The sequence below is a fragment of the Enterococcus sp. DIV1368b genome (genome assembly GCF_050529595.1).
Lineage (GTDB): Bacteria > Bacillota > Bacilli > Lactobacillales > Enterococcaceae > Enterococcus_B > Enterococcus_B mundtii.
Window position 1 is genome coordinate 1,389,641 of sequence record NZ_CP172883.1, and the last position, 18,591, is coordinate 1,408,231.

General features: G+C 37.5%; 6 protein-coding genes. 4 read left to right on the forward strand and 2 right to left on the reverse strand.

Annotation, left to right across the window (positions count from 1 at the left end; all coding sequences use genetic code 11):
- The first annotated feature begins 184 nt into the window (after window positions 1-184).
- Window positions 185-7,678 (forward strand): QWxxN domain, encoded by a 7,494-nt coding sequence (locus IGJ19_RS06565; protein ID WP_430604504.1) that lies wholly within the window; start codon window positions 185-187, stop codon window positions 7,676-7,678.
- 216 nt (window positions 7,679-7,894) lie between these two features.
- Here IGJ19_RS06565 and IGJ19_RS06570 read toward each other — a convergent pair whose 3' ends face one another.
- A complete protein-coding gene (locus IGJ19_RS06570; RefSeq protein ID WP_161641817.1) occupies window positions 7,895-8,290 on the reverse strand; it encodes a ribonuclease HI family protein in 396 nt (131 codons plus the stop codon).
- Window positions 8,291-8,365: 75 nt separating this feature from the next.
- On the opposite strand from IGJ19_RS06570, the gene IGJ19_RS06575 reads away from it, so the two are divergent.
- Entirely contained in the window at window positions 8,366-8,803 is a 438-nt protein-coding gene (locus tag IGJ19_RS06575; RefSeq protein ID WP_086334637.1) for an EbsA family protein, read from the forward strand.
- A gap of 193 nt (window positions 8,804-8,996) precedes the next feature.
- Here the strand turns inward: IGJ19_RS06575 and IGJ19_RS06580 are convergent, their stop codons facing one another.
- Window positions 8,997-9,203, reverse strand: a complete 207-nt coding sequence (locus IGJ19_RS06580) for a cold-shock protein (RefSeq protein WP_071867280.1) — start codon at window positions 9,201-9,203, stop codon at window positions 8,997-8,999.
- 180 nt (window positions 9,204-9,383) lie between these two features.
- Between IGJ19_RS06580 and IGJ19_RS06585 the strand changes: the two genes are divergently transcribed.
- Window positions 9,384-11,054: a formate--tetrahydrofolate ligase gene (locus tag IGJ19_RS06585; RefSeq protein WP_086334638.1), complete on the forward strand. Its 1,671-nt coding sequence runs from the start codon at window positions 9,384-9,386 to the stop codon at window positions 11,052-11,054.
- A gap of 250 nt (window positions 11,055-11,304) precedes the next feature.
- Window positions 11,305-18,525, forward strand: coding sequence for a QWxxN domain (locus IGJ19_RS06590; RefSeq protein ID WP_430604505.1), 7,221 nt, complete (start codon window positions 11,305-11,307; stop codon window positions 18,523-18,525).
- Window positions 18,526-18,591: the final 66 nt, after the last annotated feature.

The following is an 18,591-nucleotide window of genomic DNA, read 5'->3' on the forward strand; positions in this document are numbered from 1 at the left end:
ATCAATGATTTTTGAATTTTCAGTATTGACAATAGGAATAATAATGGATGTAGGTTGTGTATTTTAAGAAATAATGAGTTTCAATGATTCTTATCATTCACAAGGTAAAAATTCTTGTTGCAACGTTCAGCTGTTGCTGAAGTCTTGGAAGTCTGTCAATCGAATGAATTGAGGAGTGAATAAGATGCCAATAGAAGATCATCGTAAACCAATAGGAACATTCAATAATAAAAGATATAAAAATTTCAACACAAAAGCCGAACAACGAATGGTCAACTATATTTCTAATCATTCTGGGAAACAACCAACAAGAGAGGGTCTTAAGACGGCGGTTGGAATGCTCTACGCATTCAGTCTGTTTCAAAATTTCAAATTAGAAGAAGAGATGCCGAACAAGCAAAGGGCTGTTCAAGAAGAGCGTGCTATGTTTGAGATGGATACTTTTGTCGTAACAGATGATTGGATCAATCATAAAGACGAAGTAGTCCACTCGTTAACCTCAAGTTCAACGTTCGATGGCGGAAAGACTTCCGATGTATTGAATAAAAACAGTACATATGATGGATTTGAACCCAAGATAAATACGTCAACTCCTTTGGCCGAAGCAGCACAGTTATGGAGTTTAGAGGTTCATAAATTCGTACATGGTCTAGTTGAACTAGAAAATTGCACGACGACAAAAAAAGAAATAATCGGTCGGAAATGGGGATTATGGGAACAACCTCGAAAAGTACAAACTCACTTTAAAACCATATGTAAAGTAGCAACTGCTAAATCTCAAAAGATAAATGAAAAGGACAAAGAGCATTCACCCCTCCTTCAACAATTCTATTTCAAAAAAATCCCCCCAACAAATGCCAGAGACTACTTTGAATTAAAAGATATCGCGGATAAACTTAAAAATGTGTTTGAAGGATTCGCTGATGAATCTCACAACGATAATATTACTAAAAAAAATGGGACAGACAACACAAACGATAACTATTTTCACGGTGTGACTGAAGATTATTGGTTCTATGTAGCTGATAGTTTTCGCTCATTTGTTCGCAACACTCTATCGAATCCTAGTGCTGAGGAATCAGAAGGGGAACCTTCTCGTCCATTTGATGAATGGATAAAAGGCAAATCTGAGGGGATACCAAGAGGACACGAAGAGATTGGTAAAGAGCGAAGAAATAATCATCTGATCGAACATTCTTTTTTTACGCATCCCTTACCTGTCAAGCTGCCATTATCAAATGAAGAAGCCGAACAATTAACAACGACTATCTGGCAATTAACGAGTAGATTTGCCGAAAGCGTTAGCACATTTTTTGATCAGAAAACAAACTTATTTGGTGTCGGTGCCACGTCACTTCCTTCTAATCGCATGACACCTGAACCTCTTTCGGAACAGATTCCCAAAATAGGCTTTACTTCTTATGAAGATATCCCTGAGAAAACGGTGGATAAAATCAATCGTATTATCGATACATACTTGAAGAGACAACCTTTTCCAGATGTTGACTTGGAGCCTATGATGCCTTTTTGGTACGATCACGATGTGTATCAACAGCGTGCTAAAACAGATGAGGTCAATGAAGCGGTCAAAGATTTTATGGGGGATCTTTCTATTCAAGACTTGTTTATTCTAATCGATAACTGGGAACAAGATAGATTTGCCTTTCACCTTGTCTTAGAGAAAAGAATCTCTCTTGCGCATCTTATTCTAAAAAAATATGGGGTACCAGATCGTGCATTAACTTATAGAGAAGCCATAGAAATTGTACTTCAGTGGCGAACAAACAATATTTTTAAAGGATTTACATTTATTGAAGTGAGTAGTGTGATGGTTCATTTGACGGCTCCTAAAGTAAAGATGAGCAATCTCACGACAACGGCACCACCAGTCTCTGATTTAGATCAAGTAAACAATATCAAAGAAATCCTGAAAAATAATCAGATACCTGAAGGAGTAGTATTTCAAAATTTACCGATCTTTTATTATGAATATGATCTTTTTTTAAATCGAAACAAAACGATTAAGGTAAAAGAACTTCTTCATGAGTTCTTCGAAAAAAATAAAATTGCGAGCAAGGAAGAAGCTACAGCTAAAGAAATAATAGATGGTCTCAACGATTTTGTGGAGTCGGGTGGAACTTCTGATTTTTTGGAACAAGAATCAAGAGAACAATTCATCACTTATTATATTATGAAAGCCTATGGGGTAAAAAATATTCGGTTAGGAGATCCCTATTTGCTAACTAAAAAAACAGCTGTGCAACAACAATTGCAAACGAATTTACTATTAGAAGGGTGTACCTACAAAGAAAATACAGAACAAACAGTTCATTATCAATTGTCTGCACCAGAACTCCCCTATACTGAACAGCTTCAAGAACAAAAAAACATTAGTGGGATCATTTATAATGACTTCATAAATGATCAGGCAGCGACTATATCGAATGTTGAACCCATCAAGCCATATTGTTATGATTATCAGATTTTCAATCAACGTGAAAAAACACTAATGGTAAACAGAGAAGTCAGGATTTTTCTTATTGCAAAACAGTTATCACTTGGGTATGTGTCAAACAGTGAATTAGTGAGGAAAATGCAAAGTTGGGTGCTTAGCGCAGGAAACTACGAGGAAACTGTCCAAAGACAAAAAGAGGTAGCAGAACTACTCCTAAAGCATTATGGGATTGATTGGCGATTATTGACTGTCCAGGATGCACGTGTTTGTATTCTTCAATGGGAAGACAATAATGCTCAGTTAAATTACCTTATCAATGAGAGTCAAGAGAGTGAGCTTAGTAATAAAAAAGAGAAGATCAATACATTTCTTAAAGAAAATAACCTACAAAAAAAAGCAGATGATTCCCAAAGTGTTCAGGCAACAAAGCATGTTGAAGATATACATAACCAAAAAGAGGAGACCAAGCGAAGAGTTGCTGATTTTCTCAAAGGACAAGGTAGGAGTTGGAACATGTCTGATTCCAGTGCGTTTGCACAAACAATTACTCATTGGGTGTTGTTAGAGGGGGCGACGATCGAGGTGATTGATCCAGTCAAAATCAAACAATTGGCACAAGTGATTTTGAACGAAAAAAATGATGGAGTCATCTCAGGCGCACATGCCGAGTTAACCTATACAAAATGGTTATTTGAAACATTTGACTTCGACGATCCGTCACTTGAATTGTCAACGCCAACTGATGAAGATGTAATACCTGTCCACATTGATTTAACTGAAAATGAACAAACCGCGGGGGAACCACTAAATCTCAGTGTAGGCAAGGAACAATGGCAGAATAAAAATATACGTGTCCAGTTGAATCAGTTTTTTATTCAACAAGGGGTTGTTCCTTATGATCAATCATCGGAACGAATACTTATATCTATGGGAAAGTGGTTGACACAAGATGGTGTTGGCATGGTATTTATGCCAGATAAATTTCAGGCCATCGCCAAAATCATTCTAAAAGAACTGAAGATGTATGGCGGATCATCAGAAGATAAAATTTCTGCAAAAATTGCTGAAGCTACTGTCATGAGATGGGCGATTGAAAATATATTAAGTGGCTCGGTCGAAGAATACATGATAAGAAAAATTCTCGACTCACCCGATCCATCAAGCTTTACGATTGGACAAGTCAGAAAATTTTTAGAGGTCGATTCGTTAAGAAAAGAGGGTGTTATCAATATCCATAGCCTTGTCGGAAGAGATAGCAGAGAAGAACAAATGTTAAGAAAAGATCAGGTGGTTTTTGAAAAACTATGGATAAAATTTATCGAAAAAATATTACCTAATTATTTTCTTGAGTCTAGCAAATTAGCCGATGATCTATCGATATCTGATTTTGGCTCATTGATGCAACTAGCAGGAGCAAAACTGTTGGCAGATGCTGGTTATTTGTCAGAATTCAGCAATAAAGATGAGATTACACTTGGTAAATTTTTTTGCGATTCTCTTAAAATACAATCCATAAAGCAAATTGAAGGGTTACAATACCTCCTAACCCCAGCTTTACTAGCTACTGCTCAATTAGATCCTGAAGGATTAAGAGAGGCTTTAGAGAATGGTAATCATAAAGTTTATGCCTTACAAAAGTTTATCACTTTCTGGCAAGAAATGACGGAGACAATCGTTGAGAATGAAAAAATACTCTATCATGAGGTGGGGGAATATGAGGACGCAGTTACCAACTGGCGCCGAAAAAAAGCACTGGCAGAAAGTGTGAATAAAGAATGCAACAAACGTTCAGGAAAAAACAGATTATTATTAGACCAAGCATATTTATTAGGCTTACCACCTTGTCCCGATATTTACCAACCACCAGATCTAGAGGAATGGTACACACAGCTAACGAAAGACGTAGCCGACGCTTTTTTCAAAGTAAATCAGCGATTTATCGGCACCGCTTTAAATGGTTTAGATCAGTCAGAGAAAAATTTTCTATTTTCAAACGAAACACAGATTTATAGTGCAACGGCTGAACTTAGGCATCAGCAACATTACTATGCACCACCAGCTATTGGAGGAATTCCAGTAGTCAATTTCGGTGAGCGTGAGAAATGGTTGGATACTAACTTGAATCTAGAAAAAACAGATCTTTTTGCAGCGATCCGTGGAGGGGAAGAACGTTTGTATGCTGTGAAGAGATTGGAACAATATGGGGGATATATTTTTTATCGAGTAGATAAAGATCCGCTATTATATCTTAAATATGGATTGTTTGATCAAAAAGACCTTTGGCGCAATGGTTATAAGCAAAACAGAGAAAAAATCCGAATTGGTAAGAAAGACTTCACATTTTCTACAAAAATCATTCGGGAGCATGAACTAGGACAAGGCTTGGATCAAGCAAGACTGAGTATCGCCATCAGTCAAATACAGCGAGATCATTTCTATCGCCAGCTATATGAGTTTGGAAATGACAAGTCCGTACCTGAACAAATTGGGGATGTGGTCAAACATATTATCCCTTTTTATGATTGTATCGTCGGAATCATTGATGAAAATGTCTCTGATGCGGTCATTTCGTGTACAATTGATGTGGTTTTCTTGATCCCTGTCGTTGGTCAAGTGATGGGACTAAGTACAAATTTTGCCTTGGGGATGGCAAAAGCCGCTGCAGAAAGTGGAGTCAGACACGCTATCCGTAATGGGATGCGATTTACACCAACTCGTTTAGAACTAAAAGCGATTCTTAAAAGTACAGCACACTATGCAGATCCTGGATTTGAGTTAGTCACTGATGGAGCAAAGTTGATACTTAAAGGATTTTCTGAATTGAGAAGTCAATGGTTCATTCCTGCTCATTTGAAACCTTTATTAACGAAGCTAGAAACTTTAACAAAAAAAATACCTCCGTTGCCTGATGATCATATACGGGCACAGCTGCCTGGAAAAGGCCCCTACAGCATCGTGAGACGTGTGAAAGACTCGTTGTACATGCAGGTGATGAATCTAAAAGATGGTGATATTTTTGGGGGATATTTCACATTACATGGCAGTCAGCTCAGATCTTTTGAAGGGGACTTGTTTTATAATGAGGAGGAGATTCAGCGTATAAACAGGCTCGCACATCAAGTGGATACTTCACAAATATTTGTAGTAGAAAAAAATTTGAACCCCAAAGGATATGGTGAAGGGAAGGTATATAAGGTAGAGAATAATGGAGAAGTCATTGGTTCCTTTGTTCAAATGAATCAACGAATAGTTCCTGTTCAAATCCATTCGATTGAAGGACATGGGGTAAGATATGACGTATATGAAGGAGATACTTTATTCCCTATCCGATTTAACGGTATTGGCTGGTATTTCGAAACTGAGACTTCGCCAAGATTGGCAAAAGATGTAAGTGACTATGTTGCTAGTCAACCGGAACAATTTGAAAGTATCAGTAGTCCCGTCTCACTTACACCACCTGATGAGTTTGGCTTGATGCGTACCTCTTCAGGAAGGACGCATATCAAGGTGAATAACTGCTATGTTCCATTGATTTTAATCGATCAAGAAAATCAACGATATCATCTTGTTAAGAAAAAGGTAACTAGACCGTTGATCATCTTGAGATTTGATGAGATACACAATCATTTCCGTGTGGAGACCCCATTAGAAAGATTGATCGCTGATCCACACCATGCCATCTTAGCAGGTGGGAAGAAAAGTGTTCCCAAGAAACCAAAGAACAAGGCAGATAAGGGGAAAAAAGAAAAACAACCAATTCCGCAAGTTGGAGAAGCGGGAACATCACATGAGGCAGACCGTTTAGCAGAGATAGCTAAAATTTTGGAATACCCACCATATTACAAATTACCTGAGTCACTTGGTGTAGCGGTAACATTTGATGAGTTCAGAAAAGCCACGATACTTTCTGATCATCCAAAGAAGTTCAGGTATGAGGATGACCGAGTGAAGCTTCCAACATTGACTTCTTTTGTGTCAGAGTATACGAATCCAACTGCCAGTACTGATGGGATGGCAAAATCAGGGATGAAGCATGAAATCGCAAGAATACTAGCGAACAAGCCCGAGATCCCTTACCGAATATTTCCTGGCTTTACCTCTGATAAAGTACCAGAGTATATTGATGCATTTCAACAAGAAGTCGCTTCGGGAGTTGATGAGGCAGTGACCTATCTCAAAACATTCAAGAAAAAAGCAGAGGAGTGGTTAACACTTGAAACACTTGCAGAAAGAAAGCCAGGTCAATATTTGAATCACATGTTCAAGCTAGAAACCAGCGGAAATAAAGAACAAATAATGAAAGAAGTCATCAAAAGATTATTGATTATAGCGGATAAATGCGAACAATTCCTCAACTTATCAAAAGATCTAGGCTATAAAAATATCTGGATCGTCTCTTCCGATTTAGTCTACGATAAAAAGACGAAAAACTATTATACATCCAAAGTGAAACCTCCGACTACTGTGGCGTTTGTTGTAAATGCTGACCCAGAATGCCGAATACTGATCATGGCGGATAAATTTCATGTCAAGCCGTCAGCTAAGCCAACGATTCAAACTACACCTACTTTATCCGGAACGGTTATCCACGAAACCACGCATATTGTATCAAGCACAGTTGATTATGCTAAATTTGAAGATCCTCCGATAGGATTTCAAAGTAGTGGTGAAGATATCAGAAAACGCTATGACCTTGAATATGCGAAAATAACGTATTCTGAGGATTTTGATTTGTTTGTTAGACATTTGGCGCAAGAATTCGATTTGCCTAAATTAGCTCGTAGTGAGGTGGCAAAGCAACTTTTAAATGATCCAATGTTAGCAGCAAATTTTTTGATTTTAGATGCGGAAGTGGTGATGACGATTATAAGAGATCTTGCATTAGACAATGATTTCTTCAATCGTCTGCGTGTGGAAAGAGGGTTGAGGGATGGACCTTTAATCGATCCTAAAATATTCATGTTTTTTGCGCTGATGCATACGGGGAATTTTTTCATCTTAGAAAAAGAATATGAAATAGAAAAAAACCAAACAAAAGCAGGGAATTCAAGCGAGGATCATAATCACCCAACGCTTCCAACTACTACGAATGTTCGTGAAAAAAGAAGCTTTGCTACTATCGTCCAACAAGCATCAACAAATAGCAAGGAAGTAAATAGGACGTTAACTTTTTCATTTCCGAATGTAAATAAAAAAGAATTGAATGTGAAAAGTCTTAACTAAAAAGGATACATTCAGAGATCGATAAAAAAGAGGAAAGTCAAACCTAAGAAGAGATCAGAACTGAAGTGTCTAGCCTAGAGAAATAAGACGTCATCCACAAAAATTTGAAGAACAATTTTCGTGGATGGCGCCTTATTTCCGAAGAGGTTACTTCTGTTCCCGTCGTTTATTCGGGTTTAGAATACGCGAGAGGAGTCATGTTCCACGCACAATATTTTATAATGATTTTTGTAAAGCTTGTCTAGCTAGATTATCTGCGCCTTTATTTTTACTTTCAGGTATCCACTGAAGAATCAACATTGAAAAATCTTTTAATAGACTTTGTATTTTTTCTAAATAGGGTAAAAAATCTTTGTTGTTCGTATGATTTTTATCGATGGTTGATACAAGCACTTTACTATCGGAATAGCAGAGAATGATTTCTTCGGTCATCTGTCTATTCTTTAGAATTTCTAAAGTTTTTAAAAAGACTTCAAACTCGGCTTGATGGTTTGAACCAAAGGATAAAGGGATAGACAACTGTTCTTGCTGATGATCAGCGACTAGTAATATTCCTCCACCGCTAGGTCCAGGGTTGCCTTTTGTTGATGCATCAATGTATACTTTTAACATAAGGAAAAACACGCCCTTCAAAAATTGTCGGTTCGACTTATTATACCATTACAGATAAAGACACGAGGTTGAAGAATGAAAAAAAATATTCGCTGGCAGCCCGAAACGGCACAGTCGATCATTTATTGGTCATCAACATTTATTATTTTATTTTTGAGTTTGATCTTATCGTTAGAAAATACAAGACCTTATTGGAAAAGTAATATTTTAATGGGGGTATTCTTTATTTTCCTTTTGCTAGGGTTACGACGCTCACTAGTTTTAAAAAAAGAGGCAATAAAAATAAAATATGCTGCTTTTTGGAGAGATCGTGAAATACCAATTGATCAAATCAAGGACGTCCATGTACAAAAACGCAAATTATCTTTAACAATTGAAAAAAATAAAGAGCCATTTGTGATTTTTGTAAAAAGAAAGGCGCAAGTAGAATTACTGGACCACTTGAAATATCCTATGAAAAAAACGGTAACGATGCCATCAATACTTAAGAATACGAAAGATCTAGTTGAATAAGATAAAGATTCTGTACGAGTTTAGAGGCACCAGTAAGAATCGAAACAAGAATACTAGGTAGTAGCAGAGAATAGTAACAGAGAGTAGTAACCTGACTAATCTAGTAGTCAGGCAGAAATAATGAAAAGGAATAAAAAATAAAAAAGCTATTCCAATCAATTGGAATAGCTTTTTTTATTTGCTTTGGCTGTGTTTATTCATTGATCTTTTTGACATGGGCCGCCTGAACGCCTCGATTCCCTTCAATAACGGTAAATTCTACCACTTGGTTTTCTTCAAGTGTTTTGAATCCTTCTTCTTCGATTGCAGTAAAATGTACGAAGATCTCTTCTGTTTCATCATAACTAATAAAGCCATATCCTTTTTTGTTATCGAACCATTTCACCATTCCTGTGGTCAAAACACTCACGACCTTTCTATGTCTGATCATAGCCTATATTATAAAGAGAATTAATAGGTACGTCAAATAAATCAAAAATCAGTTTTTTTTGTTTTTTTTTACAATGAAAACAGGTATAATAAGTATAACTTAACAAAAAATAAATATTCGTATAGATAGTTCGTGAAAAGGGGCGTTTTGATGAAAAGTGATTTAGAGATTTCACAAGAAACACAGCTAAAACCGATAATTAGAGTTGCGGATAGCATCGGAATCAATGAAGATGATCTAGAATTATATGGGAAATACAAAGCAAAAATAAATTTTACCACAATGAAGAATTTTTCGAAAAAAGAGGATGGTCGCCTCGTTCTGGTAACTTCTATCAATCCAACACCAGCTGGTGAAGGAAAATCAACAGTTACAGTCGGATTAGGTGATGCCTTGAATCAATTAGACAAAAAAGCTGTGATTGCATTACGTGAGCCATCCTTAGGTCCAGTTATGGGAATCAAGGGTGGTGCTACTGGAGGAGGCTACGCGCAAGTATTACCAATGGAAGATATCAATTTGCATTTTACTGGAGATATGCATGCAATCACCTCTGCAAATAATGCACTGTCTGCCTTATTAGATAACCACATCCACCAAGGAAATGAGCTAGGGATCGATCCGCGACGTGTCATTTGGAAGCGTGTCGTGGATTTGAATGATCGCGCATTGCGAAATGTGATCGTTGGATTGGGTGGACCGATTCAGGGGGTTCCAAGAGAAGACGGATTTGATATCACTGTAGCGAGTGAAATCATGGCGATATTGTGTTTAGCTGCTGATTTAGATGATTTAAAAGCTCGATTAGCACGAATCGTTATTGGATATACTTACGATCGTCGTCCTGTAACAGCTGGTGATTTAAAAGCAGAGGGTTCCCTTGCTTTGTTGTTAAAAGATGCGATTAAACCGAATCTCGTGCAAACGATCTATGGTACACCCGCATTTATCCATGGTGGACCGTTTGCAAACATTGCTCATGGTTGTAATAGTGTATTGGCAACTAAAACTGCATTGAAAATTGCTGATTATGTTGTTACTGAAGCTGGTTTTGGTGCAGATTTAGGCGGAGAAAAATTCCTAGATATCAAAGTTCCTAATTTGCAGAAAGCGCCAGATACGATTGTGATCGTAGCGACTGTTCGTGCGTTGAAAATGCACGGGGGACTGGATAAGGCAGAACTACAAACTGAAAATCTTGAGGCTTTACACAAAGGATTTGCTAACTTGAAGCGGCATATTCGTAATATGAGAAGTTACAAGATCCCAGTGATCGTTGCAATCAATGAATTTGTGACTGATACAGAGGCTGAATTAGAGTTACTGAAGGAATTGTGCGAAAAAGAAGGAGTTATAGCAAAACGGGCAAGTGTTTGGGAAAATGGTGCCGAAGGGGGAGTTGAATTAGCAAAAGCAGTTGTAGAATTGATCGATACAAAAGACGCGAATTACGTTCCATTGTATCAATCTAGTGATTCAATCAAATCAAAAGTAAATGCAGTCGTTCAAAAAATCTACGGTGGTAAAGAAGTTTCTTTTAGCAAAAAAGCAGAGAATCAAATCCTTGAGTTTGAGAAAAATGGTTGGTCTGACCTACCGATTTGCATGGCGAAAACCCAGTACTCTTTTTCTGACGATCCAACATTACTAGGTGCACCGGAAGATTTTACGATCACGATCCGTGAATTTGTACCCAAATTGGGTGCAGGATTTTTAGTAGCTTTGACAGGTGATGTGATGACAATGCCAGGATTGCCAAAGAAACCAGCCGCATTGAATATGAATGTGACGAATCAGGGAGAGGTAGTCGGTTTATTCTAATCGAAAAATTTTGAAGTAGTCCTAACTAAACTTTTCAATACGAAGGTGTAAAAGCTAAAAAATAGCTGATCTATTTTTAGCTTTTACGCTTTTTTTATACTTATTGATGTATATTTAAATGACAAAAAAGTTCAAGTTTTTATTATTAAAAAAAAACTAGTCACGAGGCTGAACAGACTACCATGTATAATTGTGGCATAAAATCTACCTTTAGGTTTGTATCTCATCAACAAAATAAGGAGAGAGAGCTATGCCAATCGATAATCAAAGTAATCGAAAACGAAATGGTCAATTCAACAATGAAAAGAATAATAAAGAAGATAAGCAGGCTTTTGAAGATGCAGTAAAAGCAATTTCTTCTGGTGTCGGTCATGCCCCTACACCAGAGATTCTTCATTCACCATTGTTATTGTCATTATACGTCTCGAGCATTTTAGGAAATGTGGTCGTGCGAGGTGAGGGACCTAATCAACGACAACCAATACATAATAGTGGCGCTGTTTTTGAAGCAGATACTATTGTCGAAGTGAAGCAACATGCGAATCAAACAGAAGTGCTACATGCGCTTACTTCGCATTCGACAGTGAACAGTACGTTGATCACCCCAGCTTTGACAGAGAATACAACTGCAATTGCTTCTTTGCCTTCACGAGCTTTTCATGATAATACTGCTTATAATTTAACAGATTTTGCTCATCACTGGAGTTTGAACGTACATAAAATAGCACATGGCATTGCAGAAACATATGGTTGCACAACAAATAAGACTATCACAGACCTCACAAAATCATGGGAAGAGGCAACTAATTCTAATCACACACAAATCAAGCATACAAAAGTCCACTTTAAAACCGTTTGTCAGAGTGCGATTGCTGAATCTCATAAGATGAATCAACAACAAATAGATAAACCCACCAATCTACATCATTTTTCCTTCAAGAAAGGTGTAAGTGATCGTTCAGAACAACAATTTTTATTTGAAGATGCGGCGGAAAAATTGAAAAAAATTTTTCAACAATCATTTAACAAAACAACCAATCAGACAAAGCAACAGACAACAGAAAATGTGAAAAATGATGTTCCTGAGTCAGCTAGTTTCTTTGAGGGTTTAACAGAGGCATTCATTACATTTTTTCATGATTTTGATCAACCAATCTATACAGAAAAACTTGAAAGTTTAAAAGGAGATTCGCTGATCACTCGCTTTTTATCCATGATGGCTCAAAGTATTTCCTATCAAGAAAAAATTCCTGATACAGCTAAACCTTCAAATGGTATGAATGTTCCTCATTCTTTTCGAGCGTATGCCTTTTCAAGTGAAGTTCCAACTTTGAATAAGGAAGAGGAAGGATTTGCGACACAATTTTGGATGTTGTTTAGCAAAATGGATGAAACACTAACCAATTTTATAAAAAAGTGGGATCTATTCGTTGTTCGAGGAGCTGAGGGAAGGCCGATCAATGATCCGCGCTTCAATACTAGAGAGGAAAGTGAAGTCGAGACAGTTAAAGATAATCAGCGGGGACAGGGAACAATGAAGAATCCTGGATCTACTAAGATTGAAATCGTGAAAGGAATCATAGAGGATATTGAGCATGATCGAGTCCCAACTAGTCGATACAAAGAGCCTTTACCCAACTTTTTTTACGATAAATATTTATTTCGGAGTAAGAGCGAGACAAAGAATGTAGTAAGAAAGTTGAAAGTCTTTTTGATCAAACAAAAAGCTGTGACTAAAAATGCTAATGATGTGGAAGTGATCAAAGCGCTTGAAAATTGGGTTAGAATCCGTCGTATTAATGATATTTCACAAGACGCTTCCAAAGTCCAATTTGCCGCCTCTCTCATTCGAAAAAACTATGGTTTGAAGAATGTCAGAATAGGTGATGCTTTGACGACAACACAACTACAAGCAATCTTTATGCAATTGAAAGTCAATGTGTACTTGGCAAACTATACCTACCAAGAAAAATCGAAACCAATCCAACTGTCACCAGTGGAAAAAACGATTGAGGCTTATTATCGAACAGAAATAAATGTGTGCAATCAAATTTTTTCGGACTTCATCAATGATGCTCCTGCTACTGTACCAAAAAAACAGACGATTACTGCAGTTATCTACAATCGCGATCTCTTTAACAATCGAGAGAAAACAGAATCAGTGAATAAAGAATTGATTGATTTTGCACAAAAGCAAGGCTTCATTTTAAAGAATCCTACTGCAAGTGAATTGGTCCGATGGACGCGGATGTGGCTATTGAGATTAGGAAAATATGAAGAGATCGTGAGTCGAGAAGAACTAGTAGCGAAAGAGTTATTGAGAGCATATGGATCAAATATGACACTTGCGGGAACAAACGAGTCACGAGCGGTCATACTCCAATGGGAAAATAATAATGCGCAAGCGGGTTATCGGTATAAAAAAAATCGTATAAATGCGATTGCGCCGGATGCTCGCAAGGATAAGTCAGATCAGACCGAGGAACAACAAGTTCAATCTTTCCTTAAAGAAAATCATATCATACCTATGAATGCAACCACTCATGTCAACGAAGAAAATAAACAACAAAAATTCCCTGATGAACCATCAGAAGTCATCGACAAACGAATCTGTCATTTTTTAAAAACAAAGGGTATTGTCTGTGATATATCAAATCCTCAGTTGTTAGCTGACAAGGTATCAAATTGGCTAATGCTTGAGGGTGCTGTTCAAAAAGTGATCGATCCTGTTAAACTAAAGGAACTCGCTCAAACGATACTTAATCAAGAAGATAATGGTCTTATTTCAAATAAGGAAGCAGAATTGACATTTTCAAATTGGTTAGAGAAAAAAATGGCAAAGAAAGAATCTCCTAGTTTGCCTGAAAATCAACCCAAAACTGTTAAACCGGTGTCAATAAATGAAGATAACAAATGGAGAAGTCAGCAAGTGATTGATAAAGTGGGACAATATTTACGTCAAAATAATTTGATCACAGGGATGGCAACAAAAGAGGAAGTTCTGAGTGGAATTGGGAAATTGTTTGCACAAAATAATAATAATGGGGAGATAAACCCTGAAAAGGTACAAGCTATAGCAACAGTCATATTGAAAGAGTTGAACTTATATGGTGGAGCAGAGGATGAGTTGATTTCTGACAATGATGCACAAAAAACAGTCATGAAATGGGTCATGGAAAATGTGCTAGGTAGCTCAGTTGAAGAATATGCGACAAAAAAAATCCTTGATCATCCTAATCCTGCTACCTTTACGATTGGTGAGCTTAGAGATTCATTTAAACTGAATGAATTGATTAAGGACAAACGGATCATGCTTAATAAAAAAAGCGATCCTAAAAAGTATAAAGAATTAGAAGCTAATATAAGATCTTTGTGGATTGGTTGTCTGAACTATCTACTCCCTAATTACTTTCTCACATCAAGTGCGTTGTCAGATAATCTGCTGATTTCCGACTATGGTTCATTGTTACAGATTGCAGGCTCAAGAATACTAGTAGCTTCAGGTATTCTTAATAAATTTGAAAAAGAGGAAATTCGTACGTTGGGTGCACTTTTCTTTGAGTCAGTAAGTGAAAAAGGAGTACAGGATATCGAAGAATTAGATCATCTGTTGATACCGGCATTATTCACGACGGCTCAGTTAGATGCGCCGCGATTAAGAATAGCAATGGAGGCGGGTGACTATCGGGAAGTCGCTATTAGTACATTCATAAGCTACTATCAAAGAGGCTACTTTACGGTTATGGTTCACGAAGAAGAATTTAACCGCTTTTACCGAAACTATAAAACAGCTGTCATCAACTTTAGGCGAAAACAAGCATTAGTGGATGAAGTCCTCAAAGAGTGTGAAAGACTTGGGATAAGAGTGCCTCCCTCTGCAGGAGAAGTATATTTAGCTGGAGGTAATCCTTGTCCAGGACCATGGATTCCGCGTAGTATCGAACCTTGGTATAGAGAGTTAACAAGTGATGTGGCAGAGTCGTATCATCTATTGAACCGAAAATTGATTGGGCTATCTGTCGATTCATTCAATCAGACAGAGTTAGATTTTATGTTTTCTCCTGAAACTCGTGTCTATGAAGGGACGGCTGAGTTTAGAGATGAGGCTGCTCTTGCTTCGAACCCGATTGGATCGATTCCGTCTTTGATGATTGCTAGCAGAAAAGAAAATAGGGATGATTTGATCCTCCCCCTTAAACAGACTGATCTGTTAGTGGCTATTCGGGACAATGAAGTACGCACATATGCATTGAAGCGGTTAGAAAAAGAGGGGGGGTATCGTGTTTATCGTGTTGACCAAGATCCTCTTTTGTTTTTAGAGCATGATTTAATGGACCTAAAATCACTTTGGTGGAAGAAATATAAAAAAGAAGGGGATAAGATTCGGATCGGCGATTATTCTTATTCTTTTATGACACAGATCCACATGGATAAACAATTATCTCATGGGGATGATAGAGAATCGTTATTCAATAATATCAGCACGAAACATAAAGATTTACTGTATCAACAACTATATGACTCAGGAAATGACCAAACGTTAGCTAGTAAAGTGTGGGATACTGTTAGTCATTTCATTCCTTTTTACGATTGCGTAATTGGCATTGTCAATAAGGATGCTGCAAGTGCAGTGCCAAATTGTATCATTGATGCGCTTCTTGTCATTCCTGTATTAGGACAAGTCACTACTATCAATATCCGTTTTGCATTGGGAGCAGCAAGAGTTATTGCAAACAATGGGGTAACGGGATTAATAAAATATAGCGCAAAAGTGCTTCCAAAACTTTCCGATCTGAGAAGTCTTTTGGCAAGTGTCGTGCGGTATATCGACCCAGGTATAGAAGCAGCAATTAATGGCGGACGATTTGTGATCAAGAACTTATTGAAACTTAAAGACCAACCAATTCTTGCGAGAAATATTCATTTTGGACCTGTATTGATAAAACTAGAAAAATTTGAAAAAGAGATACCAGAACCAGTTATATCAAAAATGGGTATCAACGCCCGTTTACCTAGAAATGGTCCGCAAGTTCTTGTGAAAAAAATGAAGAACAGTTTATATGTCAAAGTTTCAGATTTTAAAAAGGGTGAAGTTTATGGGAAATATTTTACTTTAAGAGGAGAACAATTGAGAGAATTTGAAGGTCCAGCAATTTTTTCTCAAAAACAAAAGGAAATCATCAACTCTTTAAAAATAAATATCCAGCCTGATGAGATGTTTATCGAAAAGCAAAATTTTTATCCTAAGGGTTATGGTGAAGGAACGGTCATGGACATATTGAAAAACGGCGAAAGAAAAATGACTGTGATTGAAATGGACGATCAACTTGTTCCTGTTAGAATCCAAACAATCAAAAAATACGGTGTGCGTTATGACGTGTTAGATGGCGATAAGGTATTGCCAGTGAACTTTAATGGTATTGAATGGTATTTCGAACCAGATACATCCCCAATAATTTCGAGACCAGTAAAAATCGAAGTGACGAATCGTATCAATCAGTTTGAGGCCATATGGGATCCAAGCACCCTTTCGGCACCAGATGAAAATGGGCTGATGTGGAGTGCAGAAGGTCGATCCTATATTAAAATCCAGGAACGCTATATTCCTTTAGCGTTATTAGATAAGGAAAACAACCGATATCATTTAGTGAAAAAAGATATACTTGAGCCAATGACTGTCTTGCGTTTGGATCCTGGAATCGATCAGTTCCGTTTTGAAACTCAATTGGAGAAAAGGGTAGTTGAACATCTGGACGATCTATTACTGGCTGGTGGCTTTGATCAAGGCGCAAGCACTTCCAAAGGTGGAAATGTCCCTGTCAGAGGCCAGCTATCCACTTTAACGCTTCACAATCCTAAATATCCACCATATATGGGGCTGCCTAAAATACCTGAAAAGTGGCCGGAATGGAAGACGCATATGAACGCAATTGAGATAGCTGGTCCCAGTACTGTATCTATAGTGGAAGATAGCCGAGTGGTACTTCCACCACTAACTAAGTTCATACCAGAACCACAAAAACAGATAAGGACAAATGAAGCGCTGACCCTAAAAAAAATCGCGATGGGAATCCAAAGTTGTTTACCCGATGAGTTGAAAAAAAATTTTCGCGTGTATGCTGGTTTAGATGCCGCTAAGATGCCTGAACATCTAAAAGCATTTCGGGACGTAGTTGCAAAAGAATATAATGAAGCACTGACTATCTTAGATCAAGTTATCGAAGAATGTACATATATGCTTAAACTAGAAAAAATAAGTTCCACAAAGAGAGGAATCTATTTATCTAATATGTTTAATGTATATGGCAAACCCGAAGAACAGGCGGTATTAAAAGAAGGAGTCAAAAGGCTTAAGTCAATCGCAGAAAAAAGCAAAGCGTTTCTTAAACAGTCAGCAGATTGGGGATTTAAGAATATTTGGATTGCTTCGACCGATTTACAAAAAGATGCGACTACCAAGGCATTCTATTCATTAAGCAAACAACGTATTTCGCCGTATGGATTTGTGATTAGAAATGATGCTGAAAATCGAATCGTGCTTATCGCTGATTCTTTCAATAAGGACCCTAAGATTTGGCCAGAAGCTGAAATAGCACCACCTGTTTCAGAAACGTTGCTCCATGAAACGACTCATCTTGTTTCAATGACTAATGATATCGTCACGTACGGACCGTCTTACCGTGGATTATTAAAACGTGGGAAAGATGCACAAATAGACTTCATTTCAAAGTATCATACTAATTTCGGAACGGCTAGTTTTATCCAGTTTGTTCAACTGATCGCTGATTATTTAGGATTAGATGGTTTATCAAGGATGGCTGTTTTTCAAAATTTTGGCAAAGATTCTATGTTGTTTGCTAATTATATGCTGACTGATGCGGAAATGGTGGGGACTCTACTAAGAGATGTTGCCTATGGGTATAAGTATGATCAACCGCTATTGCGACCGAAACGCTCTGTGGATGAACCAAGTCAAGAACCCATTCAGGAGCTTGGAAGTGGGAATATACTTATAAGTCTGTCCTTGATGTCAATCGGTGAATTTGGAACTGCAGAAAAAAATATTGGATTGGAAGTGACGAAAGAACCTTCTTTAGGAAGTACTCTTAGTGGAGTAGCTACCACAACAGAATTTTCTGCCATAGTAGGTTCGAAACAGGCAAGTTCTGCTTCAGCGATAGACGCAAAAATGCCCAATAGTCAATCGCAAAATAGAGAGAGTCCTTCACAACGATCAAGAGTGAAACGAAGTGATTTGAATTTATCGGAAGGGGAGATCAATCAGGGAACATTTCAACCGATACCTGCCCAACAAACAAACTCAGCTCACCCGGTGAGTACCAATCCTGCGGTTTATGATAATTTCTTCGCAAGAATAAATAGAGGAATCAGAAGAAGCCAGACGCTAAATAGAACTTCAACAATTAGACAGAATAAAAGGAAACAGTTTGGAATAAATTTACAAAATTAAGATACTACAATCACGATGTATGAATGCTATTGAAGAGTAAAACGTGCGTTGATAATTTCGATGTGG

Excerpts from the sequence above, each read along its gene's own strand:
- IGJ19_RS06575 (WP_086334637.1), top strand. The coding sequence starts at position 8,366 with ATGAAAAAAAATATTCGCTGGCAGCCCGAAACGGCACAGTCGATCATT.
- IGJ19_RS06590 (WP_430604505.1), top strand. The coding sequence starts at position 11,305 with ATGCCAATCGATAATCAAAGTAATCGAAAACGAAATGGTCAATTCAAC.
- IGJ19_RS06585 (WP_086334638.1), top strand. The coding sequence starts at position 9,384 with ATGAAAAGTGATTTAGAGATTTCACAAGAAACACAGCTAAAACCGATA.
- IGJ19_RS06565 (WP_430604504.1), top strand. The coding sequence starts at position 185 with ATGCCAATAGAAGATCATCGTAAACCAATAGGAACATTCAATAATAAA.
- IGJ19_RS06570 (WP_161641817.1), bottom strand. The coding sequence starts at position 8,290 with ATGTTAAAAGTATACATTGATGCATCAACAAAAGGCAACCCTGGACCT.